Annotated in this window: 23 protein-coding genes and 3 pseudogenes; 18 read left to right on the top strand and 8 right to left on the bottom strand. The window is 58.8% G+C overall.

The genetic code is table 11. The features are described 5' to 3' along the window. The first annotated feature begins 114 nt into the window (after positions 1-114). Entirely contained in the window at positions 115-867 is a 753-nt protein-coding gene (locus LDL32_RS17325) for a helix-turn-helix domain-containing protein (RefSeq protein ID WP_233069181.1), read from the top strand. Between the two features lie 153 nt (positions 868-1,020). Here the strand turns inward: LDL32_RS17325 and LDL32_RS17320 are convergent, their stop codons facing one another. Beyond that, positions 1,021-1,452: a GFA family protein gene (locus LDL32_RS17320; RefSeq protein WP_233069180.1), complete on the bottom strand. Its 432-nt coding sequence runs from the start codon at positions 1,450-1,452 to the stop codon at positions 1,021-1,023. A gap of 67 nt (positions 1,453-1,519) precedes the next feature. Next, positions 1,520-1,870: a hypothetical protein gene (locus LDL32_RS17315; RefSeq protein WP_233069178.1), complete on the bottom strand. Its 351-nt coding sequence runs from the start codon at positions 1,868-1,870 to the stop codon at positions 1,520-1,522. 21 nt (positions 1,871-1,891) lie between these two features. Between LDL32_RS17315 and LDL32_RS17310 the strand changes: the two genes are divergently transcribed. The 13 genes and pseudogenes from LDL32_RS17310 to LDL32_RS17250 form a co-directional block, all read left to right on the top strand. Next, positions 1,892-2,782, top strand: coding sequence for an alpha/beta fold hydrolase (locus LDL32_RS17310; protein WP_233069176.1), 891 nt, complete (start codon positions 1,892-1,894; stop codon positions 2,780-2,782). Positions 2,783-3,394: 612 nt separating this feature from the next. Then, complete coding sequence (locus tag LDL32_RS17305; protein ID WP_233069175.1) at positions 3,395-4,798, top strand: PLP-dependent aminotransferase family protein; 1,404 nt, start codon at positions 3,395-3,397, stop codon at positions 4,796-4,798. Between the two features lie 340 nt (positions 4,799-5,138). Further along, a complete protein-coding gene (locus LDL32_RS17300; protein ID WP_086613587.1) occupies positions 5,139-5,621 on the top strand; it encodes an MSMEG_0572/Sll0783 family nitrogen starvation response protein in 483 nt (160 codons plus the stop codon). A gap of 24 nt (positions 5,622-5,645) precedes the next feature. Beyond that, entirely contained in the window at positions 5,646-6,629 is a 984-nt protein-coding gene (locus tag LDL32_RS17295) for a Nit6803 family nitrilase (protein ID WP_233069174.1), read from the top strand. Then, positions 6,626-7,735 carry an MSMEG_0568 family radical SAM protein gene (locus LDL32_RS17290; RefSeq protein WP_233069173.1) on the top strand — a complete coding sequence of 370 codons (1,110 nt, stop codon included), beginning with the start codon at positions 6,626-6,628 and terminating at the stop codon, positions 7,733-7,735. Before LDL32_RS17295 ends, LDL32_RS17290 begins: the two co-directional genes overlap by 4 nt. Next, positions 7,732-8,295, top strand: coding sequence for an MSMEG_0567/Sll0786 family nitrogen starvation N-acetyltransferase (locus LDL32_RS17285; RefSeq protein ID WP_233069172.1), 564 nt, complete (start codon positions 7,732-7,734; stop codon positions 8,293-8,295). Before LDL32_RS17290 ends, LDL32_RS17285 begins: the two co-directional genes overlap by 4 nt. Next, complete coding sequence (locus LDL32_RS17280) at positions 8,292-9,266, top strand: sll0787 family AIR synthase-like protein (RefSeq protein WP_233069206.1); 975 nt, start codon at positions 8,292-8,294, stop codon at positions 9,264-9,266. Before LDL32_RS17285 ends, LDL32_RS17280 begins: the two co-directional genes overlap by 4 nt. Further along, positions 9,263-10,441 carry an MSMEG_0565 family glycosyltransferase gene (locus LDL32_RS17275; protein ID WP_233069170.1) on the top strand — a complete coding sequence of 393 codons (1,179 nt, stop codon included), beginning with the start codon at positions 9,263-9,265 and terminating at the stop codon, positions 10,439-10,441. The genes LDL32_RS17280 and LDL32_RS17275 overlap by 4 nt, the downstream gene beginning before the upstream one ends. After that, positions 10,429-10,716, top strand: a complete 288-nt coding sequence (locus LDL32_RS17270; RefSeq protein ID WP_233069168.1) for an MSMEG_0570 family nitrogen starvation response protein — start codon at positions 10,429-10,431, stop codon at positions 10,714-10,716. Before LDL32_RS17275 ends, LDL32_RS17270 begins: the two co-directional genes overlap by 13 nt. 16 nt (positions 10,717-10,732) lie before the next feature. Continuing rightward, the gene (locus tag LDL32_RS17265) at positions 10,733-11,980 is read left to right on the top strand and encodes an MSMEG_0569 family flavin-dependent oxidoreductase (protein ID WP_233069167.1); all 1,248 of its coding nucleotides are present in this window, start codon (positions 10,733-10,735) and stop codon (positions 11,978-11,980) included. Positions 11,981-11,995: 15 nt separating this feature from the next. Beyond that, positions 11,996-12,511 (top strand): annotated as a pseudogene (locus tag LDL32_RS17260) (AMP-binding protein); the annotation flags it as partial. A 73-nt stretch (positions 12,512-12,584) separates the two neighbouring features. Beyond that, positions 12,585-13,751, top strand: coding sequence for an IS110 family transposase (locus LDL32_RS17255; protein WP_051672012.1), 1,167 nt, complete (start codon positions 12,585-12,587; stop codon positions 13,749-13,751). Positions 13,752-14,000: 249 nt separating this feature from the next. After that, positions 14,001-15,315: pseudogene (locus tag LDL32_RS17250) on the top strand (AMP-binding protein); the annotation flags it as partial. A gap of 38 nt (positions 15,316-15,353) precedes the next feature. Here the strand turns inward: LDL32_RS17250 and LDL32_RS17245 are convergent. After that, positions 15,354-15,965, bottom strand: a complete 612-nt coding sequence (locus LDL32_RS17245) for an SDR family NAD(P)-dependent oxidoreductase (protein WP_211308939.1) — start codon at positions 15,963-15,965, stop codon at positions 15,354-15,356. Between LDL32_RS17245 and LDL32_RS17240 the strand changes: the two genes are divergently transcribed. After that, entirely contained in the window at positions 15,965-16,162 is a 198-nt protein-coding gene (locus LDL32_RS17240) for a hypothetical protein (protein WP_170120491.1), read from the top strand. The genes LDL32_RS17245 and LDL32_RS17240 overlap by 1 nt on opposite strands. Before the next feature lie 52 nt (positions 16,163-16,214). Here the strand turns inward: LDL32_RS17240 and LDL32_RS17235 are convergent, their stop codons facing one another. Continuing rightward, a complete protein-coding gene (locus LDL32_RS17235; protein WP_110571302.1) occupies positions 16,215-17,276 on the bottom strand; it encodes an aldo/keto reductase in 1,062 nt (353 codons plus the stop codon). A gap of 82 nt (positions 17,277-17,358) precedes the next feature. Between LDL32_RS17235 and LDL32_RS17230 the strand changes: the two genes are divergently transcribed. Next, positions 17,359-17,931, top strand: coding sequence for a TetR/AcrR family transcriptional regulator (locus LDL32_RS17230; RefSeq protein ID WP_233069163.1), 573 nt, complete (start codon positions 17,359-17,361; stop codon positions 17,929-17,931). A gap of 142 nt (positions 17,932-18,073) precedes the next feature. Next, positions 18,074-18,808 carry an SDR family oxidoreductase gene (locus LDL32_RS17225; RefSeq protein ID WP_110571303.1) on the top strand — a complete coding sequence of 245 codons (735 nt, stop codon included), beginning with the start codon at positions 18,074-18,076 and terminating at the stop codon, positions 18,806-18,808. A 100-nt stretch (positions 18,809-18,908) separates the two neighbouring features. On the opposite strand, the pseudogene LDL32_RS17220 reads toward LDL32_RS17225, so the two are convergent. The 4 genes and pseudogenes from LDL32_RS17220 to LDL32_RS18095 form a co-directional block, all read right to left on the bottom strand. Next, a pseudogene (locus LDL32_RS17220) lies at positions 18,909-19,709 on the bottom strand (IS5 family transposase); the annotation flags it as partial. A 165-nt stretch (positions 19,710-19,874) separates the two neighbouring features. After that, positions 19,875-21,125, bottom strand: coding sequence for an IS701 family transposase (locus LDL32_RS17215; protein ID WP_233065037.1), 1,251 nt, complete (start codon positions 21,123-21,125; stop codon positions 19,875-19,877). A 14-nt stretch (positions 21,126-21,139) separates the two neighbouring features. Further along, positions 21,140-22,096, bottom strand: a complete 957-nt coding sequence (locus LDL32_RS17210) for an IS481 family transposase (RefSeq protein WP_370636796.1) — start codon at positions 22,094-22,096, stop codon at positions 21,140-21,142. Continuing rightward, entirely contained in the window at positions 22,096-22,371 is a 276-nt protein-coding gene (locus tag LDL32_RS18095) for a TetR/AcrR family transcriptional regulator (protein ID WP_370636793.1), read from the bottom strand. Before LDL32_RS18095 ends, LDL32_RS17210 begins: the two co-directional genes overlap by 1 nt. Before the next feature lie 206 nt (positions 22,372-22,577). Here LDL32_RS18095 and LDL32_RS17205 point away from each other — a divergent pair, with 206 nt between their 5' ends. Next, on the top strand, positions 22,578-23,414 hold the full coding sequence (locus LDL32_RS17205; RefSeq protein WP_048856220.1) for an IS5 family transposase: 837 nt from the start codon (positions 22,578-22,580) through the stop codon (positions 23,412-23,414). The last annotated feature ends 6 nt before the right edge of the window (positions 23,415-23,420 follow it).

Raw genomic sequence — 23,420 nt, 5'->3', positions numbered from 1 at the left:
ATCCAGCGCTCGACAGAATGCCATAAACTGTCGAAAATATGCCAGATGAAGCAATCCCGATCCCTGCAGGCCAGCAGTCTTGCTGATCGCACGCCTCCTACAGAGTTACGTCCAGTGCGCGTGCATGCGGAGCATCATGTGGAAGCTGCGGATGTCGAACCTCATTGTCACGCTGATCTTGGACAGCTTCTGGCGACCACGCATGGCGTGATCCGCGTCACGACCGAAGATAACCAGTGGCTGGTACCGCCCGGACGGGCACTCCTGGTGCCACCGGGTGTTGTGCATGCCGTTCACAGCCCCAAGGAAAGCAGGCTGCGTGCCGTGCTGATTGCGCCGGAGATGTGCCGGGATTTTCTGCCAACCTGTCGCATCATCGCCCTTACAACGCTGTTGCAGGAACTGATTGATGCGGTTGCCAGATGCCCGTCAGATTATCCCGTTCCTTCATCGGCGTCGCGCATGGTGGCGGTGCTGCTGGACCAGATCGCATCGGCACGTTCCGAACCTCTGGGTGTGCCGCGTCCTTCGGATGCACGGCTGCGGCGTGTCACTGATGCGCTGATGGTCTCTCCGGCGGATGGCCGGTCACTGTTCGAATGGCAGGATGTGGCTGGGGCCAGCAGTCGGACGCTGGCCCGGTTGTTTGAAGCTGAGGTTGGCATGAGCTTCAGTCACTATCGCCGGCAGGTGCAGATGCAGGCCGCCGTTGGCATGCTCGCATCCGGCCTGCCAGTTGGAGAGGTCGCGCATGCTCTTGGTTATTCCACGGCATCCGCGTTTGCGTTTGCATTCCGCAAGACACTCGGCAGTCCGCCCAGTCGATTTCGTGATCAGGTTGAATGGTCTGATTGCCGGACTGTTTAAGAACAAAAGATTTCGTTCTTCGTCGAGGACATTTGGCCGCGAGGCGATAGGTCCGACCGGCTGCTCTCGCCTCATAGCAGTCACTCCAAGGCCTATGATATCGTTCCAAAAGCAGACCTCAAATCTCAATGCTTCATCCTATCCTGGAACATTTCAGTGCTCTGCTACACTTTCAAAACGCAGGATACCGGCCAGTCGCGCCGGTTTTCCTGTGTCGTTCGGATGGTTGATCCCGTCTGTTGCCGGCACTTCCGAAAAATCAAAAGGACTGACCGCGTCAAGACAGGCCACGTTTACGGCATGTCTTGACGGGTCGGACCGACGCTGATGATGCGTGTGGATGCCACAGCGGGAACAGAAGAAATGTTGGGCTGTTCCCGTATTGAACCGGTAGCTCGTCAGGATGTCCCCACCCTGGAGAATTTTTATCCCATACAGCGCTACCGCGGCGATGACCGATCCCCGCATGCGGCAATAAGAGCAGTTGCAGCGACGGACGGATTGAAGGCCGTCGCTGAGCGTCACTTCAAAGCGTACCGCACCACAGTGGCAGCCGCCTGTCCGATTGTTCTTACTACCTGTCATGATCTCTTCCTCCTGAGCACAAATAGTCCACGTCTCCGACATCGGTTGTCGTCTGCTCTGGGCGGCCTCACGCGGCCTTCATGGAAGAACCCATTCGAAGTACCATTGGTACGATAAGCAGGGCTGTCGCAAGTTGACCTGTGGTCCGACCGAGATGATCGGCGAGAAGGCCATAGGCAATCGGCACCAGTCCGCCTGCGCCGATCACACCAGTATAGAATACGGCAAAGGTCCGGCTCATATTTCCGTCAGGCGCCAACTCAGGCACCGTTCCGTACAGGAGAGAAGATGTCCCGTTCAGGACAATCCCGAGCAGGGGAAGTAACACCAGTGTCCCCGAAAGTATGATTATTTTTATCGTGAAATGCGATATGATATAATCGTATGTTCGTTTCTGAATTGAGAGGGAAACGCGCATGGCGGGAGTGGAGATGCTCTCATGCAGAACGTAACAATTACGACATCCCAGCTCGACATCGCTTGCCGGATCTCGGGGCCAGAAGACGGTCCTCCTGTTATCCTGCTTCATGGGTGGCCGGACGATGCGCTGACATGGAACCGGCTCCTGCCGGATCTGCACGACGCCGGTTTCCGGACTTATGTGCCCTGGTTGCGCGGCTGCGGCGCAACGCGCTTTCGGGAAGTAGACATTCCCCGAAACGGGCAGCTTGTGGCTCTCGCTCATGATATGCTTGAAATGATGGACGTTCTGGGGCTTTCCCGTTTCAGCGTCGTCGGACATGACTGGGGCGCACGAGCTGCTTATATTGCTTCCGTTCTGGCGCCAGAACGGATAGCGGGATGTGTGGCCCTGTCCGTAGGATGGGGAACAAATGATGCTGGACAGGCCATGTCTTACCAGCAGATGCAGAATTACTGGTATCACTGGCTCATGGCGCTTGATCGCGGTGCCGAACTCATCCGGAACGACCGCCAGAAATTCATGCGGTATATCTGGTCGATCTGGAACCCGGGATGGCAAATCCCGGAAGACGAATTTGCAGCGACGGCCCTGGCATTCGAAAATCCCGACTGGGCAGATATCACACTACATTCCTATCGCGTGCGCTGGGGACTGGCACCGCGTTCACCAACATTCGAATACCTTGAGAAACGTGTTGTTGCCGCCCCGATCATCCATGTGCCCTCACTCGTAATCCATGGAGGTGATGATCCATGCAACGACCCGGAAACATCAGCAGGTAAGGACCATCTGTTCAGGGGGTATTTCAGGCGGCATGTTCTGTCCGGGACCGGTCATTTCCCTCAACGCCAGAGCGCGGATGCTGTGACAGAGCTTGCCGTTCCTTTTCTCCTGCAGAGCCGTTGATGAATTAGATCGGCAATGAGTGATGAGGTCATCGACAAGATGGACATAGTGCGCGGAACTACGCTGCCCCCGAAGATTGAGGTGGCCAACCGTGTCCGGAATGAGCACCGCATAGTCCTGCCTGTTCCATGCCTCGCGCGTTCGCACGACGAAATTGTCGGCATGCCGGATGCGCTCGTCCTGTCCGAGGCGGATGTCACCTGTTCCGCCAGGGCACATGATGATGGTTGCCCGTGTCCGGTCCGGAGAACTGAAGATGGCCCGGACAGACCCGCCCGCCCGGAGAGGTATAGTCATGACACGTTCATCGATACCCGGATCTACGATATTGGCAGTGGTCCCTGGGGCAGGGCGATCGCTGGCATAAGCCACTACTGACAGGAGTGCGCAGCAGATAGCCAGCGCGACTATTGTGCAGTGCCTGTATTCCGACATGGTCCGGCCTTCCTGCCACCTTGTATAGCACCTCCATCTTCCCGCGGGAATACATTCCCGCTCGAGCCTGGTAGGCTCCCCTACGCCGAATATCCAGTCTTACCAGTATCGTGATTGCGTTGATTGTATGGCACATGGTCAAATGGAATTTCATCGAATGTATGGAAATTCTATCCCATGTCTGCATACCCTTATCTGGCCCACTGGAAAGAAGAGATCAGCCGCAGTCCGAATGCGATTTACATGACGCTGGCTGATGCCCTGGCACTTTCCATCCGCAAGGGCGATCTGCGGGAAGGGGACAGGCTGCCACCACAGCGAACAATCGCGGAGCATCTTGGCACCAATCTGACGACCGTAACCCGGGCGTTTACCGAGGCACGGCGGCGTGGCCTGATTGATGCGACGGTCGGCCGGGGTACCTTTGTCCGTGTTGGCGCAGGGGAAAGCCACTGGCGCCATACCGGTCCCGCCGTGGTTGACCTGACCATGAACCTGCCGCCCATCCCGCAGGACCCGCCCCTTCAACGCATTATCCAGAGCGATATTACGGCCATCCTGAAGCAGCAGGATCTGAACAGCCTGATGTCCTATCGGGTAACGGGCGGCACACAGGAAGAACGCCAGCTGGGCGCGAAATGGATCGCGTCCGTCATCGGGCAGCGGCGCACGGATGAAATTCTTGTCTCACCCGGCGCGCAGAGCGCGCTTGCGGCAATTGTCAGCACGCATACGCAGCCCGGCGATGTCATTGTCACCGACCGTATCGCCTATCCCGGCATCCGGACCATAGCGGCGCAGTTCGACCTTATTCTGGTCGGTGTAGATAGCGACATGGAAGGGATGATGCCGGACCAGCTCGACCGGGTCTGCGCCGAACATCATCCCCGGCTGCTCTACTGCATCCCGACCATCCACAATCCCACCACGGCGACGATGTCCCTGCAACGACGCAAGGACATCCTGAAGGTCGCCCAGCGCCATCATCTGCATATTGCGGAAGATGATCCTTACAGCCTGCTGATGGACAATCCGTTACCGGCGCTGGCAGCCCTTGACCATAGCCGTGTCAGCTACGTGGCCACCCTCGCCAAGACGCTCAGTCCCGGCCTGCGCATGGCTTATGTTGCCCTGCCCAATGCGGATATGACCCGGCGGGTTACGGCGGCCATCCGGGCCATAGCCCTGACCAATGCCGGCCTGCTGAGTGCGTTGACGGCACGATGGATGCAGACGGAGCAGGCCCATACAATCCTGCATGCCATCCGCAAGGAACTGCGCCTGCGCCAGTCCATTGCCCGCAAGGTGCTGGGGGACGGGCACTGTATGCATCCCGACGGACCGCATGTCTGGCTGAAACTGCCGGACTGGTGGGGCAGTGCGGATTTTGTGGCCTATGCCCGCAGGCGGGGCCTGGCGCTGGTGCCCAGTACCGTTTTTACCATCAGTGGCGAGCCCCCGCAGCGGGCGCGGATCGCATTGGGCAGCGCACCGGATGCCGCGAGCCTTGAGGAATCCCTGCATGGAGTGCTGTCTGTCCTGCAGCACAAACGCTCCCCCGGTTTTGCCGATATTGTGTGACCGGATGGTAGAACCCGGAATCGACGAAATCTTCTGATTTCATGAGATGGAAGGCGGATATTCCGGAAAACAAAAAGGCACTTTATTCACGAATGCGTGATTGTAAAATCGCGTTAAAACAGGCACTTACGGTAACTTCTTACGATTGTATGGTTTCTGTATATTTTTTGTATGCCTCTGTCTTGGCGTGAGGGCTGTGTCTGATTTTATTTGATCTGTTTGTACGTCTGTAAGAAGGCATACAATATTTTGGCTCTCCGCCATCCCGTGCCACGTTCGCTTCGGCAACGTGGTCAGTCCCGGCTTCCCGCCGGAGACCGCAGCACACGGGAGACATACCATGCCGAAAGTCGAACACGCTCCGCATAAAGATGGCGACTGCTTCGTCAATTATGAAAACAAGGTTTTTGAGGACGTCAAAGCCAAGCCCGGCGAAAAAGCCCTCATCACCTTCCACACCGTCGCCAATGAAGGCTCCGTCGGGTTCGTCAACCTGCTGCAAGCCACCCGCCTGATCCGCAAGGGTTTCGAGACGTCGGTGCTGCTGTACGGCCCGGGTGTGACTCTTGGTGTGCAGCGCGGCTTTCCCCGCCTGGGTGACGAGGCCTTTCCGGGGCACATGAACTGCAACAAGCAGATCGCGAAAATCCTTGAAGAAGGCGGCAAAGTCTATGCCTGCCGCTTCGCGCTCCAGGCTCTCTACGGCTACGGCGAGCAGAACCTGATCCCCGGCATCACGCCGATCAATCCGCAGGACGTGCTCGACATCATCCTGCTGGCCCGCCGCGACAACGCATTCATCCTGAACACCTGGACTCTCTGAAGGCCGAAGGGAGGACCGCAAGCCATGCCCCGTATCGTTCGCGCCGCAGCCATCCAGATCAGCCCCGTCCTTGGTGACGATGGTCTGGGGACTGCCCGGAAAGTCTGCCAGGCCATCCGCGATGCCGCCGAAAAAGGCGTTGCGCTGGCGGTCTTTCCCGAAACCTTCGTGCCCTATTATCCCTATTTCTCATTCATCCAGCCCGCTTTCCGCTTCGGCGGCGAGCATCTGGCGCTCTACGAACGCGCTGTCGTCATCCCCGGCCCGGTAACCGACATGGTGGCTGAAGCCGCGCGCGATACCGGCATGGTCGTCGTGCTGGGCGTGAACGAGCGGGATTTCGGCACGCTTTACAACACGCAGATCATCTTCGACGCCACAGGTGAAATCCTGCTCAAGCGCCGCAAGATCACGCCCACTTACCATGAGCGCATGGTCTGGGGGCAGGGGGATGGTTCGGGGCTGAAAGTGGTGGAAAGTGCGGCCGGGCGCATCGGGGCGCTGGCGTGCTGGGAGCATTACAACCCGCTCGCCCGCTACGCGCTGATGACCCAGCACGAGGAAATCCACTGCGCGCAGTTCCCCGGCTCGCTGGTAGGCCAGATCTTCGCCGACCAGATGGAAGTCACCATCCGGCATCATGCGCTGGAATCCGGTTGCTTTGTCGTGAACGCCACAGGCTGGCTCACGGAAGATCAGATCAGGGATATAGCGCGCGATCCCGCGCTGGAAGGACCGCTGCGTGGCGGATGTTTCACCGCGATCGTCTCACCTGAAGGCAAGCTGCTGGGCACGCCGCTGACGGAAGGCGAGGGGATGGTGATTGCCGATCTCGACTTTGCCCTGATTATCAAACGCAAGCGGATGATGGATTCCGTGGGGCATTATGCACGCCCGGAATTGCTCAGCCTGCTGCAGGACCGGCGGCCCGCACGCACGGTGCATTATGTTGGTGAGCGTGGAGCCACTGGGCCGGTTGGTCCCTCCAATGACGAGGTTGCGCCATGACCGTTCCGACACTCGGCACGCTTTCCGGCCGCAAGCTCGTCACTGACCTGCAATCCTTCGGGCTTCAGATCGGTGAGCAGACCGGGGGTATCGCCCGCAAGGGTGGGGCCGGCCCTTCCGACCACAAGACGATCACCATCGCGGGTCAGACCGTCATGGTCCCGGTTTATACATCTGGTGCACGACGGTCTCCGTTTCAGGCCAGTCCGCCTGACCAGAGTGGGACAAGCACGCTGCTGCGTGATGGCCAGACGCTGGGCACAATCCATTTTCCGAGGGTTCCGCGCTTTTATGGCCTGAGCACGGCGGACGGCATTCCTTACTGGAAGATCGCCCTTCTGCATGGCCGTGACACGCTGGCGACCACGGTGCACCAGACCTGCATCCGCTATGCCGACCGGCGCACCTCCTGCCAGTTCTGCGCTATCGGCCAGTCGCTGGAGGCCGACCGGACGATCGCCTACAAGACGCCCGCACAACTGGCCGAAGTTGCCAAGGCCGCCGTGGAACTGGACGGCGTGCGCGATATGGTGCTGACCACCGGCACACCCAACGTGGTTGATCGGGGCGCTGCCGTGCTGGCGGAATCAGCCCGTGCCATCCGGGCCGCAGTAGACCTGCCACTTCAGGTCCAGTGCGAGCCGCCGCGCGATCACGGCTGGTTCCAGCGCTTACGGGATGCGGGGGCTGACAGTCTGGGCATGCATCTTGAAGCCGCAACACAGGCCGTGCGCGAGAAGATCATGCCCGGTAAGGCCACGGTCAGCGTCGATCGCTATATGGACGCTTTTGCCAGCGCCGTGCCGGTCTTCGGGCGTGGGCAGGTCAATACCTACATTCTCGCAGGTCTTGGCGACAGTGCCGAAGACATTCTGGCTCTGGCCGAACGCCTGATTGCGCTCGGGGTCTATCCCTTCGTGGTGCCGTTTGTGCCCATTTCCGGCACCCCGCTGGAAAATCACGCGCCACCTTCAGCCGAGTTCATGAAAGCTGTGCTGGCGCCGCTGGGCCAGATGCTGCGCGAGGCAAACATGAAATCCACCGATATCCGGGCCGGGTGTGGCCGGTGTGGCGCCTGTTCTTCGCTCTCGGCATACGAACAATGAGCACGATCCTCGAAGACATGGAAGATCGGCCGTTCATCCCCACGGAATATGTTGTGCGTCTTGCCCGCACGCCGTGGGAACGCGCCGGTTATCACGCGCTGCGCCGCGAAGTGTTCTGCACCGAACAGCGTGTTTTTGTGGACGATGACCGGGATACAACCGACCCGGTTGCCATTCCCATCATCGCGGCCTGCTGCATGGCGGGGATGCCGGATCGGGTTGTGGGCGCGGTACGTATCCATGAAGCCGAACCCGGTGTCTGGCGTGGTTCCCGTCTGGCGGTCCATGCCGATCATCGCAAGCTCGGACGGATCGGGGCGGAGCTTATCCGTATGGCGGTCAGCACGGCTCATGGGCTTGGAGCGACGCGGTTCCTGGCACAGGTGCAGGAACAGAATGTGCTGTTTTTCCGCCGCCTGCACTGGAAGAGTCTCGGCGTCATCACGCTGCATGGCCTGCCGCATCACGACATGGAGGCCAACCTTTCGCGCTATCCGGCGCACGGTCAGGACCAGACATGGCTACTGCGTCCGCAACCCCGACCGCGGCAGGTGGCGTGATGGCATACGAACTTGCCTCACTGCTGCGCACGTTGCGTCACGGTCGCGCCCTTGCGGGCAAACAGGATATTGCTGAAGCGGCTGCGATCCTGAAGCCTGCAAATCCTGATGCCATCCGCCTTGGCGATGACTGCGCTGCAATTCCGGACGGTAACGGCTATCTTCTGCTGGCCGCCGAGGGATTTCAGGACAGCTTTGTCCGCTCAATGCCGTGGTTTGCCGGGTATTGCGGCGTAATGGTCAATGTCAGCGATATCGCGGCCATGGGTGGTCGTCCGGTGGCCGTGGTGGATGCGTTGTGGAGCGATACGTCCGAGACGGCCGCGTCCATACTGACCGGTCTGCATGATGGAGCACGCACCTATGAAGTGCCTGTTGTTGGCGGACATACCAACATGCGCAGCACTCACAACTCGCTGTCAGTGGCGATCCTTGGCCGTGCCCGTCATCTGCTGACCAGCTTCGATGCCCGACCGGGCGAGGTTCTGATCGCCGCCATCGACCTGCGTGGCCGCTGGCACGATCCGCATCCGTTCTGGGATGCAAGCTCCGCCCTGTGCGGCACCGAAGGGGCGGCACGTCTGCGGGGGGATCTCGAACTTCTTCCGTGCATAGCCGAAGATGGGCTAAGCCGTGCCGCCAAGGACATCAGTATGGCGGGGCTGCTGGGTACCGCCCTCATGCTGGCCGAATGTTCAGGCGTGGGCATGACGATCACGCTTGATGACATTCCGCGCCCCGATGCTGCGCCTATGGAACGCTGGCTGTCCGCATTCCCCAGCTATGGCTATCTGCTCACGGTGCATCCCGAAGATGCGGATGCGGTCATCGCCCGCTTTCATGGGCGGGGCATTGCAGCTTCTGCCATCGGCCAGTGCAATGAGACGCGGCGTGTGGATATCACATGGACGGATGAGAAGGAAACCTTCTGGGATCTTGCCCGGACGCCGCTCATGGGGTTTGCGCCATGAGTCTGTCCATCGGCATCCTGACCCATTCCACCAATCCGCGCGGCGGTGTGGTGCATGGTATGGCGCTGGCGGAAGCCCTGTGCGATGCTGGCCATGACGCGACGCTGATCGCCCCGGATGTGACCGGGACTGGTTTTTTCCGCGCGCCCCGCTGCGCCACATACTGTATTCCGGTTGTGCCGGAGAGCGATCTGCCAACGCTGGTGGAGCGCCGCATTGGTGAGATCAGGGACGCACTGCATGGGCAGCATTTTGACGTGCTACACGCGCAGGACCCCATCAGCGCCAATGCGCTGGCCGATCTGGTGGAAAAGGGGCAGATACCGGGCTTTGCCCGCACGGTCCACCATCTCGACCGTTTCTCCCACCCCGTCCTTGCCGCGCGACAGGAGCGGGGCTTCATGGCGGCGACCGAACTCTTTACCGTCAGCGCAATGTGGGAAAGTGCCCTGCATGACAACCATGGGCGCAAAGCGCCCGTTGTCGGCAATGGGGTCGATCCCGTGCGCTTTTCGCCCGCACCAACCACGTATGATGCCTCGCTGCGGGCACGGTATCGTCTGCCGGTTGGCCATCGCCTGATCCTGACCGTAGGCGGTATTGAGCGCCGCAAGAATACCCTGCAACTGCTCGACGCGTTTCTGGCCCTTCGCCGCGAACAGCCTGATGTGCATCTGGTCGTGGCGGGCGGGGCTTCATTGCTGGATCATTCTGCCTACCGCACGCTGTTCGCGGCACGTCTGCACGAAAGCGGTGCAGCGGATCACGTGACCATAACCGGACCGGTTGCGGATGACGACATGCCACCCTTTTACCGGCAGGCTGCCGTGCTGGCCTATCCGTCCATAACAGAAGGGTTCGGCCTGTGCCCGCTGGAAGCGCTGGCCTGCGGCACGCCCGCCATTGTGCCAGAAGTCGCGCCCTTTACCGGGCACCTTTCGCGGGCAGATGCGCTGTGGTGCGACCTCACGCGCCCCGACACCCTGCTTATGGCCTTGCGGGACGCGCTAAGCGTCAAAAACTGCGATCATTTCCGGGTCAGCGGCCCCGCAACGGCCCGCCGTTTCGACTGGAGCCGCGTGGCCAGTCGGCACCTCCCTGCGTACCGGCGTCTGGCAGTCCTATGGCATGCCGATGCCCCTGTTTCCGGAGTTTTGTCACCATGCCCGAAATGACTTTTCGCGTGCGCTGGCCCGATGGGAAGGAGACCGAGTGCTACTCCCCATCACTGGTCATAAGGGACCATTTCACGCCTGGTCAGGATTATCCGGTCAGGGAGTTTCTTGAAAAGGCGGATACTGCCCTGACAGAGGCCAGTGAGCGGGTTCGCGCCCGCTACGGCTTCCCGTGCAGCCGCGCCCTTGGCCAGCTGCACGCCATTCGACAGGCCGGTGCGCCCTTCCTTAATCGACCCGATGCGCAGGTGCGCGTCCTGTCTTTCAGTTGTTGAGACGAAAAGAACGACCATGACACAGAACGAAAAAAGCATTCCCGTCATTATCGTGGGTGGCGGACAGGCCGGGCTCTCCATGAGCTGGTATCTCTGCCGCGAGAAGGTGGAGCACATTGTCTTTGAGGCAAAGACGGCCTGCCATTCATGGGACGATGAACGCTGGGACAATTTCTGCCTGGTCACACCGAACTGGCAATGCGAACTCCCTGGCCATCCCTACAAAGGGAGCGATCCTCACGGCTTCATGGTGAAGCAGGAAATTATCGACTACGTCAAAGGCTTTGTTGAGTCCTTCAATCCACCGCTTCGTGAACACACGGCTGTCACCTCCATCACGCGCCATGAAGGCGGGGGGTACCGCGTGGTGGCGGGCGGAGAGACATGGCATGCAAAGCATGTGGTCATCGCGTCAGGCGCCTATCAGGACGCTGTTATCCCCGGCTATGCGAGCGCCATCGATCCATCAATCTTTCAGGTCCACTCACAGGATTACCGCAATGCCGCCCAACTTCCGGACGGCGCGGTTCTGGTCGTGGGCAGCGGTCAGTCCGGTGCGCAGATTGTCGAGGACCTGTTCCTTGAGAAACGCAAGGTCCACCTTTGCGTTGGCTCAGCCCCGCGTGTCTCGCGCTTCTACCGTGGCCGCGACGTGGTGGACTGGCTTGCGGACATGCACTTCTACGATCTGACGGTGGATAATCACCCCCTGCGTGACGGTGCACGCGACAAGACCAATCATTATGTCACCGGCCGAAATGGAGGCCATGATCTTGATCTGCGGTTCTTTGCCAGGGAGGGCGTGGGCCTGCATGGCACGCTTGAGACCATTCGTGACGAAATCGCGCACTTCGCGCCGGATCTTGCGGAAAACCTTGATGATGCGGACAGGACCAATGCCGACATCAAGAAATCCATCGATGCCTACATCGCCCGCGAAGGGATTACGGCCCCAACCGAAGCCCCTTATGCACCTGTGTGGGAGCCTGATGGCAGCAACACCCCGCTGGACCTGAAAGCCGCAGGCATCACCTCGATCGTCTGGTGCATTGGCTTCCGTCCGAACTATCGCTGGATCGACGTTCCGGTCTTCAACGGGGCCAACAAGCCGGTCTGGCATCGAGGCGTAACCGACGCGCCAGGATTCTACTTCCTCGGCCTGCCTTGGCTGCACACATGGGGATCAGGACGGTTCTCCGGTGTCTCGCGTGACGCCGCGTGGCTGGCCAGCCAGATCATCGGCAAAGACGTGCCCGTAGCCTGAACGGAGTAAAATACCATGCTTCCATGGACGACATACGAGGCGATGTATGATGCGGCGCTGAATCGGCCAGAGCAGTTCTGGCTGGCTGCGGCACAGCGCGTGACATGGAAGCAGCCGCCAGTGACCGCATGCAGGACACGGGCGGATGGCTGGCATGACTGGTTTCCTGACGCCACGCTCAACACCTGCTACAATGCTGTGGACCGGCATGTTGAAAATGGTCGCGGCGGACAGGCAGCATTGATCTGGCATTCCTGCGCCACCAGGGAACGACAGGTGGTCACCTACCGGGAACTGCAGGGCAGGGTGGCGGGGTTTTCCGGTGGTCTACGCTCGCTCGGCGTGGAAAAAGGCGACCGTGTCCTGATCGTAATGCCCACCATGATCGAAACAGCCATCGCCATGCTGGCCTGTGCGCGGATCGGGGCGGTGCATGTGGTGGTTTTTGCCGGTTATGCGGGGCCGGAACTGGCGCGCCGGATTGATGATGTGGCCCCCAAAGTCATCATCACCGCCAGTTGCAGCTTTCAGATTCCATGAGGAGTGGATAGCGAGCCGCGCCGTGTCAGAGTGTGCTTGCTGAAACTCTCTGGAGGGCAGAACCATGCTCGAGGCATCTGATCATCCCACGACCCCGGTCGCTATCCGCGTTGATCTTGGCGCGATCTTCGTTTCACTGGAACTTGGAAAATCGAGTTGGCTGGTCACATCGCTCTCACCCGGAAGCGAGAAGATGTCGCGCCACTCGGTTCAAGGTGGCGATATTGCGGGCCTGTTCGGCTGTTTCACTAGTCTTCGTGACAAGGCCCGCGCTCGGGAAGGAAGACTTTTTCCGCTTGTGGTGATTCAGGAAGCCGGATTGGATGGATTCTGGATCGATAGAGCCTTGAAGCAGGAGGACTGGATCGAGAGCCATGTCGTCGATGCGGCGTCGATCGCAGTTCCCCGCAAGCACCGGCGTGCAAAGACGGATCGTATCGACGGGGAGATGCTGGTCCGTACGCTGCTGGCGTTCAAACGCGGAGAGGCACGGGTCTGCTCAATGGTCCGCCCTCCATCACGGGAAGAGGAAGACCGCCGACGTCTCAGTCGGGAGCGTAAGGTTCTGGTGGGCGAGCGCACGCGGCATATCAACCGCGTCCAGGGCCTGCTGCTGAGCCAGGGCATTCGAGGTTACCGGCCGCTGCGACGGGATCGGCGTGCCTGTCTCGACGAGTTGCGAACGGGCGATGGTCATCCCTTGCCGAAGCATCTCAAGGCGCAGATCGGACGAGAACTGGACCGCATCGAACTTCTCATGGAACAGATTAAAATGGTTGAGAGCGAACGGGACGAATTGGCAAAAGTGAATGACAACAATCAATGTTCGCCAGTTGTCCTGTTGCAGGGTCTCAGAGGGATTGGCGCCGAGTTTGCCACCGTTCTGACGCAGGAAGGACTGTTCCGGCATTTCGACAACAGGCGGCAGGTCGCGGCTTATGCCGGTCTGGCGCCTTCGCCGTGGAAAAGCGGATCGATCGACCGTGAACAAGGCGTCTCGAAATCCGGTAATCCGCGCCTGCGCACGGCCATGATCCAGCTTGCCTGGCTGTGGCTCCGCTACCAGCCTGACACCGCGCTGGCGCAGTGGTTCCATGAACACGTGGGCGCAAGAAGTAACCGGAGCCGCAAAACGGCGATCGTTGCCCTGGCCCGCAAGCTTCTTGTTGCGCTCTGGAAATATGTCACGAGTGGTGTCGTTATCGATGGCGCGCATCCGGCGTCCCGCTGATGGAAACACCACAGACATAAACCCCATCCCCAGGACCTGATCAGTCCTGTGGATCCAGGTGAACGGACCGATCGGCCCCATGGCTTGCAATGCCGACCTTTCAGAATGGTCCCGTTCTCCTGAGCCTTTGCCCCGAATGCGGGATAGTGGTGCTGCCGCGCGCGAGCGGCGACCGGATGTGAGGTTCTACAGGTGCGGCATCGCGCCGGTAGTCGTTAAACAGGCTCAGACCATGGATCCAAAACACGGAGAAGAAAAAATGATCTCGCAGTGAAAGTGGCCATTGACGTGAAACTCCTCATGTGAGGGGCAGACAGCAATCCCGTCCGCGCCTGCCCTCAATGAGGCGCTGGCTGAGGCCGCGCATAGACCACAGGCCTGCGTGATCGTGCAGCGCAAAGCCTGTCCGGCCTCACTTCTGCCGGTGCGGGATCATGATTTCCACATGCTGGAACACTTCGCTCCAGCAGAGCCGGTCACGCTGCGTTCCGAAGATCCTCTCTATATTCTTCACACATCTGGCACGACGGGTCATGCGAAGGGCATTGCGCGCGACAATGGCGGTCATGCCGTAGCCCTCGCCCTGTCCATGGAACTGATCTATGGCTGCAAACCCGGAGATACCTTCTTCACCACATCGGATCTCGGCTGGGTCGTCGGCCATTCCTATGGCGTCTATGCGCCGCTGATCAGCGGTTGCACCAGCGTAATCGTGGAAGGGGGCGCATCTGCTTCCGCCGTTCACGCTCTCTGTCATGAGCACGAGGTGAAATGCCTGTTCACGACGCCAACACAGATGCGACTCATGCGACAGGAAAGCCGCCATCTGTCAGGAGCAATCCTGCCTGCGCCGGCCCGTATCTTCGTTGCCGGGGAATATGCGGATCCAACCTTGCTGGACTGGGCGCGGTCGTATTTTCGTAAACCCGTGGTCAATCACTGGTGGCAGACCGAAACCGGGTGGAGCATCACCGCGCATTTCTTCGGCCTGGCCGAGCGTGAACCGGTGGCGCTCATGAATGACATCGGGCGGCCTGCGCCGGGATTCCGTCCGGCCATAGTGCCGTCCATGCCGGGGGAACGGTGCGGCGAGATTGTTCTCTCCCTGCCGTTGCCCCCTGGCTGTCTGGCGGGTGTCTGGAAGGACAGGACGATCCGTGCTCCTGCAGCGTATCTTGATGAAACACGCAGGTATTATCGTACCTTCGACGAAGGCATGATCGAGGCCAACCGCGCCGTTCATATGCTCGGGCGTTCTGACGACGTCATCAAGGTCGCAGGCCGGCGGATTTCGGGCGTACAGATCGAAAAGATCATTGCTTCTCACCCTGCCGTTCATGCCTGCGCCGTGGTTGCAACCCCGGATGAACTGCGGGGGCAGCGACCTGTCGCCTACGTGGTTCCTGATCCCGAGGTGGAATGCGCACCTTCTGCCGAGGAAATCGGAGCACGGGTCAATGAAGTCCTCGGGCGCTGGATTGGTCTGAAAGAAGTCCACTTCGTCAGTCACCTGCCGACCACCGTATCTGGTAAGATTACACGCAAACGTCTGCTGGTATCCTGATGGTAGCAGTACGGCATGCCATTTGTGGAACGGCCCGTTCAGATGGCCTGACCACCGGAGACTTCGATCCGCTGCGCGTTCACCCAGCGATTGTCTTCGGACAGCAGGGAGGCGATCATCGGACCGATGTCATCAGGAAGGCCGGGACGTCCGAGTGCGGTTACTTCTGCAATATGCCGGGCAATGTCCGGATTGTCCCGCACCATACCTCCCGAGAAATCCGTCTGGATCGCACCCGGCGCCACTGTGTTGACGGCAATGCGACGGGCCCCAAGTTCCTTGGCCATGTAGTGCGTCATGACTTCTACCGCTCCCTTCATGGCGGCGTAGGCAATCCGGCCGGGATAAGCAAAGCGCGTCAGACCGGATGAGATGTTCACGATCCGGCCACCATCCGCGACCAGTGGCAGCAGCGTCTGCGTCAGGAAAAACGGACCTTTGGCGTGCACGCGATAGGCGGCATCAAAATCCTCTTCCGTTACCTCGCCAAACAGCCCGCTATGGGACGTACCGGCCATGTTGACCAGATAATTGAAGCGCTCCGCACCCCATTCGCGCAGCACGCGCCGGATTTCGTCGGCGAAGGCAGGAAAGGCGTGCGTGTCGCCGGTGTCGAGTTGCAGGGCCACTGCGCGACCTGGCCGCGACAGTGGAAGCCGGACTGGTGGCGCGCGGCCGCCAGAAGGGGATCGGCCTCTATCCGGTATCGCCGCTTTATGATCCCGCACGGCCGGAAGACGCCCCGGCCTGTGTGGGGCTGGTCATGGGATATGCAGCGCTGGATGTCCACCAGATCAGGCTGGGTGTCGGGATGTTGGCCGAGGTAGTCCGGGGCATGGCGGCGTAGTGCCGTCAACGATGCGTCATCAGTGGACTTACCCGATATCGGAATCCGAGAGTTACTTTCTTTCGATGAGATCAGGCACGTCCTTTTTGAACCCGGTCACCACTTCGAGGATTCGCGCAAGCGCGGCCGGGTCGGATGCACCCTGGCCATCGCGACGCGGCGTATACGGAGCTTCCAGTCGCCTTGCTTCATCGTCGGTGAGGGTGATCGAGAGCGCCGCGATTGCATCGTCAATGTGTTTCGACTTGAGCGCTCCGACGATGGGTGCCGCAACGACGGGCTGGCGGTGCAGCCAGGCAAGCGAGATCTGTGCCGGGCTGACGCCGCGTTCGGTTGCGATGGCGTTCACCGCATCGATGATCTGACGGTCGGCGCCAGCGGTGGCCTCATTCTGCCCAGCGCCTGCGGGCTCGGTTTCGCTTCGTTTGGTGATCGTTCCCCAGGGACGCGCCAGACGGCCGCGCGCCAGTGGGCTGTAAACGACGGTCTGCACACCCTCATCGGCGCAAAGCGGTATCATCTCGCGCTCTTCCTCGCGGGCGAGCAGATTATAATTGTCCTGCATTGAGATGAAGCGCGTCCAGCCGTTCGTCTTCTGGAGATGCAGCGCTTTGGCAAATTCCCATGCCATCATCGAGGACGCGCCGAGATAGCGCACCTTGCCAGCCTTCACGAGATCGTGGAGCGCTTCCAGCGTCTCCTCCCACGGGGTGGTCTGATCGCGGCGGTGAATCTGGTAGAGGTCGATGTAATCGGTGCCAAGCCGCCGCAGGCTGTGGTCCACCTCGGTCATGATCGTCTTGCGCGACAGGCCGAACGCATTGGGACCATTGTGCATGGGCGCGCACAGCTTGGTGGCGATCACCACGCTGTCCCGGCTCACGAAATCCCCGAACGCCCTGCCGACGATCTCCTCGCTGTTTCCGTTCGAGTAGAGATTCGCGGTGTCGAAGAAGTTGATGCCAGCTTCGAGCGCGTGACGGATCAGCGAGCGACTGGCTTCTTCATCAAGCGACCAGCGGGGATGGCCGAGGGCGGGGTTTCCGAAGCCCATGCAACCGATGCAGACGGGCGACACTTCAAGGCCGGAGTGGCCGAGCTTCACATATTGCATAGGGTGTCCTTGCAGGGCATTTAAACGGAAAGTTCTCCGCTTAGTTATTAACGGAGAACTCTCCGTTTGGTCAAGGGATGTGATGGCTGATCCTCACGTAAGACTGCGCGCAGACGCGCAAGCAAACCGCGAGCGCATTCTTGACATCGCGCGCGATGCGTTCGCCGCTGATCCGGCAGTGTCTCTCAATGCCATAGCAAAGGCGGCCGGGGTCGGCGCGGGCACGCTCTACCGCCACTTTCCAAGCCGGGAGGCATTATTGGTGGGGGTATACCGGAAGGAAATTGACGCGCTGGTGGGTCTGGCCCCAGACCTGCTCGCCCGACATGCGCCGCTGCACGCTTTGCGACTATGGTGCGATCGCTTTGTCCGGTTTGGCGAGGTGAAGCATGGCGTTGCCGATACGCTCAGTTCGGCAATCTCCGAAGATGATTTGCGGGAAACCTATCGGCCCATGGTCGGCGCAGTCCGCCAGTTATTGGAAGCATGCGAAGAACGGGGGGAAATACATTCAGGCGTTCATCCTGAAGATGTTTTGACGCTACTGGCGTTACTACTCCGAATTTCACCCACTTCGGACGGCAAAGCGCAGGTAAGGCGGATCCTGGCACTTCTCTTTCGCGGCCTCGGTGTTGATTCCCCGTCGCCACCATAGAACTGCCGTCCGCTCCGGCGCAGCGCCGCTGGCACAAAACCGTTACAAGTCCAAGATTTAGACGATTGCGCTAGTTTCATAGATGTTATTTTATAGATAATCTTTTGGTTCGTAGATATTTCTTTTTTAAAGGAGATTATCAATGACCGTAGAAGGAAAAGTTGTCGCGATTACAGGCGCAAGCAGCGGAATTGGCGAAGCGACCGCGAAACTGCTTGCGGAGCGTGGCGCATTCGTTGTGCTGGGAGCTCGTAATGAAGACGCGCTTCAAGGCATTGTGGACAAGATTATCGAGGCAGGTGGGAAAGCCGCTTTCAAAAAAACAGATGTGCGTCATCGTCGCGACGTTGAAGAGTTTGTTGCGTTCGCAGTCGAGAAGGCGGGAGGGCTCGACGTGATCGTCAACAATGCTGGAATTGGTCCGATATCCCGTTTCGATGCGTTACGTGTCGATGATTGGGATGCCATGATTGATGTGAATTTTCGTGGCACGCTTTACGGGATTGCTGCGGCCCTTCCGGTATTTGAACGCCAAGGAAAAGGGCATGTGGTCAATATCATTTCAACAGCCGGCATTCAGATCTTGCCCACAATGGGTGTCTATGCTGCGACTAAAAATGCAGTCCGTACTGCAACCGAAGTGTTAAGACAGGAAGCGGGACCACACCTTCGCGTAACCGAAGTGTCACCAGGTATCATAGCCACTAATTTCGGTGACACGATCACTGATCAGGCGACAAAGAGAAAGATTGAGGAGCGGTTGGGAGGAATCGCGATTTCTCCCGATGCCATTGCACGTGGTGTCCTTTATGCGCTTGAACAGCCCCCTGAAGTAGATGTTGGCAGTATTGTCATTCGTCCAACGGCTCAGAGCTAACGCTGTTCAAAATATTGTTTGTTTTTACTAGCTGTCAGGTTGTGAGACGTCATTGGCATAATCGAGGATTTCGTCGACCGGCTTCATGATGTCACGACTAGGTTTCGTGGACAAAGGGTATCCACTGGAGTGCTGACACGAGACTGACGAAGCCAAGATATGATTCCTTGGTTTTGTCATATCGGGTGGCAACGCGTCGCCAGTTCTTGAGTTTGTTGAACAGGCGCTCGACGAGATTGCGCCAGCGATATTTGGTTTTATCATGAGGTACAGGATTGCGACGGTTGCTTTTGCTCGGGATGACGGCTTCGATTTCGGCCTTGGCAAGTTCCTCGCGAATGAGGTCGGCATCGTAACCTTTGTCTGCCAGTAACGCCTCGATCTTGTCAGCGATCATGCGGAACAGCGGGCCGAAACCCTGAATATCGTGGGTCTGTCCCGGCGTCAGGACAAAACCGAGAGGGCGTCCCCTGGCGTCGCATCGGGCGTGCAGTTTGGTGGTGAAACCACCGCGCGATCGGCCAAGCGCCTCGGTTTCCTGTGTCCCTTTTTTATACCGATAGCACAATGATGTGCCCGGACCACCGTGCTGTCGATCATGTCGGCAGTGGTATCCCGCTCGACCATTTCAGCCAAGGTTTCGAGCATCGCATCGAACACGCCTGTCGTCACCCATCGTCGGTAGCGTCGGAACACGCTGTTCCACTTGCCATAATCATCAGGCAGGTGGCGCCACTGCGATCCGGTTCGGGCAATCCACATCATGCCTTCGAAATACAGACGATTGTCTTGCGCAGGACGGCAGCCACGACCCCTCTCAGGCGGAAGCAGCGCCCCGATGATGGCCCATTCCTCGTCCGAAAGCCCAATTCGCTCGCCCAACAACGCCTCCAAAAGGCAGCTTTGAATCAATCATGGACGTTACTGTCAACCTTTGTCCACGAAACCTAGCACTACAGTTGCATTTTATGGCGAGAGTGCGCGCGGATGGCACTGGCCTGATGTGTTCGTCGAAAGACGGACCATCTGAGAATGTGAGCGACGGGTAACCTGCGTTGTGAGAGTTTTACGACGAGGCGCCTGATTTCCTGGATGGACCAGCGGACGAGGACTGTCGTGTCCTGTGCGGTGTTTTTTTCGGTTTCAGTGAGTTTGCCTGGTAACGGACACTGGCCATGACGGCATAGGCCAGCATGACCAGGGAGACATGCCGATGCCATCCATGCCAGGAGCGGGTTTCGTTATGATCGAGACCGAATTCGTTTTTTGCAGTCTCGAACCCTTCTTCAATTCTCCAGCGCGTCCCTTCGACGTTCACCAGTTCCTGCGTGGTTGTCCCTTTCGGGCACCAGGTCGTAAAATAGGCAAGGTCCCCGTCAGCGATGTTCCGGCGGATCAGCAGGCCACGTGTCCATGGTCCGGCTATAGGGCAGTCAAATTCTTCAGCATCCAGGTCAGCAAGCGGAAGATACGCCCAGTCATACAGCCGCTCACCTTTTGTGCCGTGCCCCGCTGACAGACGACGCCAGGCCTGGTCTGGCAGTCCTGCTGCAATATCTTTCGCCTCTCCGGCAATCAGCGGTTCCATTGCCCATGATCCGAACCAGTGATTGCCCTTGACCCCAAGGACATATCCGATTCCTGCCCGGCGAAGCGTGCGTTCCACGTCGCCCACGCCGTAAACGCTGTCCGCAGCAACCCAACGGAAAGGCACACCAGCATCCAGACACCGCTCGATCATCTTCGATGCCAGTGCCGGTTTGGTCGCAAACACTACGTCATCAGGAACGTGAACCCGCTTCATGCGCTCAGGCTTTGATGTCCAGTCTTTTGGAAGATACAGGGCGCGGTCGATAAAGGCATGCCCCCGTTCCGAAACATAAGCGCCAAACACACCGATCTGGCAGTTCGTGATCTTGCCGGCGGAACCCGTATACTGCCGCCCCACGCCGCAGGAGGCCTGGCCTTTCTTCAGAAAACCGGTCTCGTCAATGACCAGTACGCCCTCTTCAGTGCCCAGATGCTCGACCACATGGTCCCTGACGACATCACGAAGGACATCGGCATCCCATTGCCCGCGACCCAGAAGCGCCTGTTGCCGCCACGGACCAGGATCTCCTGCTGCTTCCGCACGCATCCATCCTGTCTTGCGCGGTTCGTTACCAATCAGGACATCAAGGAAGGCACACGCAGAAGCCGCAACACGCTTCTGCGTAAACAGCGGTACAATCCGCTTCTTTGCTGCCCGAAGCCCGGATGCCCACAGTTCCAGCGTCTCTTCAACTGACGCCCCGCCATTCATGAAATCCTGAATCATGGTGAGCCATAGAGTCAGAACTCATCATAAAATGCAACTGTAGTGCTAGCCGGTTTGATATGATCAGGATTACGGAACGCGGAATGGTTTTCAAGCCATGAGGAGATACACTTGGCAGGGGATATGCCGCCCAGAACACGCTGCGGGCGATGATTGTAAGCGAAACAGAAGCCTCTGAGTAGAATTTCCAGATCCTTATGGCTTGAGACACAGACCGGCAACACCTCTGTCGCGACACGGCCATTGAAGCGTTCGACCATTCCATTGGTCTGAGGGGAGTAAGCTTTGGTCCGGCGTCGGTCGATTCCCATATCATGACAGGCTTTTTCGAAGGCATCCGCCGTAAAGCACGAGCCACGATCGGTCAGAATATGGGTGATTCGGAAAGGAAAGGCGGTTTTGACAGCTTTGAGGAAATCGACGGAATTATCGGTATTCTCCGCGTCATAGACGGCCAGATGGACCGAACGGGAGCATCTATCAATGGCGACATAGAGAAAACGTTTCCGCCGTTCTCCATCTGCTGTCTGCGATTTTGGCAGATGTTTCACATCGATATGGACATAACCGGGATCGTAATCCCGGAATGTTCCCTGTCCCCGAACTGGTCCGGTCTTTGGAGCAGGAGGCAGCCTGTTCAATCCAGCATCTTTCAGAATACGCCAAATGTTGTCCCGATTCATATGTGGCAGGAAATGCCGCATGACAAAGGTCAGGTCATCCAGGCCAAAACCGGTAGAACGCCGAAGCTGACAAACAATGGCGCGCTCTTCCTCCGAGGCTTTCCAGGCCAGTTTCCAGGGACGGCTGCTGCGGTCCTGGCAGGCGTCTGAGCCACGCCTGCGCCACTTGCGGACAGTTTCATCGCTGATCCCGTAGCGTCTGGCGAGCACGGATGTCGGTTCTGACGAACGCGCTATGGCAGCCCGGACGGCCGGTGTCGTGCGTGCCTGTGGATGGATCTGAAGCATCATTCGCTCTCCCTGCAAACGGAAGAAAACCATAGAACGTAACGCGGTATTGCCCACGCTACATCATCCCAATGACGTCTCACAACCTGACAGCTAGGCCATCGGCGATAGAGCGTCTGTCTGCCAACCCCTGCTTTTTTAGCAATCATCTGGATGCCGACAGCAGAACAACCGTGTTGCAGAACGCGTTTGTGGGTCGCCGCCAACACGATCGGTCTAACTTTATGATTGCGAGGGCGGCCCGGAGAGCGAGCAAAGTTCGTTATTTTCGACATTGCTGCACTCTGGTCTCGTATTTGTATGCATCAAATCATGAAATGTGCATGCAGAAGCGAAGGGGTGTATTTTCTCTATTGGTAAAAATGATGCACATGAAGATGCGATCAATTAACCGATGCTGTTCTCTGAGAGCCCGATCCGAAAGTTTTTGAACAATACCAGCCTGTTGTGATTCATCCGTCTTTGCAGAGAGATGGAGTGAATGGTGACATGGACTGGTATTGCCCGGCGCGAGTATAGCCGGGAAAGATTGCGATATCCATCGGACATGACGGACGGGGAGTGGACTTTGATCATGCCATTTGTGCCCCCGGCGAAACGGGGCGGTCGTCCGCGCACGACGGATATGCGCGAGGTGGTCAATGCGATGCTCTACATAGCCTCGGCCGGGTGTGCGTGGCGTCTGCTGCCGAAATGCTTTCCGCCGGTCTCGACCATCAGGCGCTATTTTTACGCCTGGCGTGATGCCGGAGTGTTCGAGGTCATGAATACGGTGCTGGTCATGAGCCTGCGCGAGATCGAGGGACGTGACGCCTCTCCGAGCGCGGGCGTGATTGACAGCCAGTCGGTGAAAACCACGGAAAGCGGCGGGATTTCGGGCTATGACGCGGGGAAGAAGGTCAAGGGCCGCAAGCGCCATATCGTGACGGATACCTGCGGCTTCCTGATCTTTCTCCTCGTTCATGCCGCTGATATCCAGGACCGTGATGGGGCCGTTGATGTTCTGGCAGCGATACGCAGGCGCTTTCCCTGGCTGCGCCACATCTTCGCTGATGGCGGCTATGCTGGCGACAAATTGCGATCCGCGCTCGCCTCCATGGGAAAATGGACCCTCGAAATCATCAGGCGGTCCGATACGGTGAAGGGTTTTCAGATCCTGCCGCGTCGCTGGGTGGTGGAACGGACATTCGCATGGCTGGGACGATGCAGGCGGCTCGCCAAAGATTGGGAACAATCCATTGCTTCCTCAACCGCATGGACATTGATCGCCTCAATCCGAATGCTCACACGACGGACAGCAAGGCATTGTCAGGGTTGAAAAACT

This window comes from Komagataeibacter sp. FNDCF1 (genome assembly GCF_021295335.1).
Lineage (GTDB): Bacteria > Pseudomonadota > Alphaproteobacteria > Acetobacterales > Acetobacteraceae > Komagataeibacter.
This window is presented reverse-complemented; position numbering and strand designations above follow the sequence as displayed.

What these genes read in the sequence shown, in the direction of transcription:
- LDL32_RS17265 (WP_233069167.1), top strand. Translation starts at nt 10,733, where the DNA reads ATGACACAGAACGAAAAAAGCATTCCCGTCATTATCGTGGGTGGCGGA.
- LDL32_RS17310 (WP_233069176.1), top strand. Translation starts at nt 1,892, where the DNA reads ATGCAGAACGTAACAATTACGACATCCCAGCTCGACATCGCTTGCCGG.
- LDL32_RS17285 (WP_233069172.1), top strand. Translation starts at nt 7,732, where the DNA reads ATGAGCACGATCCTCGAAGACATGGAAGATCGGCCGTTCATCCCCACG.
- LDL32_RS17275 (WP_233069170.1), top strand. Translation starts at nt 9,263, where the DNA reads ATGAGTCTGTCCATCGGCATCCTGACCCATTCCACCAATCCGCGCGGC.
- LDL32_RS17270 (WP_233069168.1), top strand. Translation starts at nt 10,429, where the DNA reads ATGCCCGAAATGACTTTTCGCGTGCGCTGGCCCGATGGGAAGGAGACC.
- LDL32_RS17320 (WP_233069180.1), bottom strand. Translation starts at nt 1,452, where the DNA reads ATGACAGGTAGTAAGAACAATCGGACAGGCGGCTGCCACTGTGGTGCG.
- LDL32_RS17235 (WP_110571302.1), bottom strand. Translation starts at nt 17,276, where the DNA reads ATGCAATATGTGAAGCTCGGCCACTCCGGCCTTGAAGTGTCGCCCGTC.
- LDL32_RS18095 (WP_370636793.1), bottom strand. Translation starts at nt 22,371, where the DNA reads ATGTCGAAAATAACGAACTTTGCTCGCTCTCCGGGCCGCCCTCGCAAT.
- LDL32_RS17255 (WP_051672012.1), top strand. Translation starts at nt 12,585, where the DNA reads ATGCTCGAGGCATCTGATCATCCCACGACCCCGGTCGCTATCCGCGTT.
- LDL32_RS17300 (WP_086613587.1), top strand. Translation starts at nt 5,139, where the DNA reads ATGCCGAAAGTCGAACACGCTCCGCATAAAGATGGCGACTGCTTCGTC.
- LDL32_RS17225 (WP_110571303.1), top strand. Translation starts at nt 18,074, where the DNA reads ATGACCGTAGAAGGAAAAGTTGTCGCGATTACAGGCGCAAGCAGCGGA.
- LDL32_RS17315 (WP_233069178.1), bottom strand. Translation starts at nt 1,870, where the DNA reads ATGCGCGTTTCCCTCTCAATTCAGAAACGAACATACGATTATATCATA.
- LDL32_RS17205 (WP_048856220.1), top strand. Translation starts at nt 22,578, where the DNA reads ATGGTGACATGGACTGGTATTGCCCGGCGCGAGTATAGCCGGGAAAGA.
- LDL32_RS17295 (WP_233069174.1), top strand. Translation starts at nt 5,646, where the DNA reads ATGCCCCGTATCGTTCGCGCCGCAGCCATCCAGATCAGCCCCGTCCTT.
- LDL32_RS17305 (WP_233069175.1), top strand. Translation starts at nt 3,395, where the DNA reads ATGTCTGCATACCCTTATCTGGCCCACTGGAAAGAAGAGATCAGCCGC.
- LDL32_RS17290 (WP_233069173.1), top strand. Translation starts at nt 6,626, where the DNA reads ATGACCGTTCCGACACTCGGCACGCTTTCCGGCCGCAAGCTCGTCACT.
- LDL32_RS17215 (WP_233065037.1), bottom strand. Translation starts at nt 21,125, where the DNA reads ATGATTCAGGATTTCATGAATGGCGGGGCGTCAGTTGAAGAGACGCTG.
- LDL32_RS17210 (WP_370636796.1), bottom strand. Translation starts at nt 22,096, where the DNA reads ATGCTTCAGATCCATCCACAGGCACGCACGACACCGGCCGTCCGGGCT.
- LDL32_RS17230 (WP_233069163.1), top strand. Translation starts at nt 17,359, where the DNA reads ATGGCTGATCCTCACGTAAGACTGCGCGCAGACGCGCAAGCAAACCGC.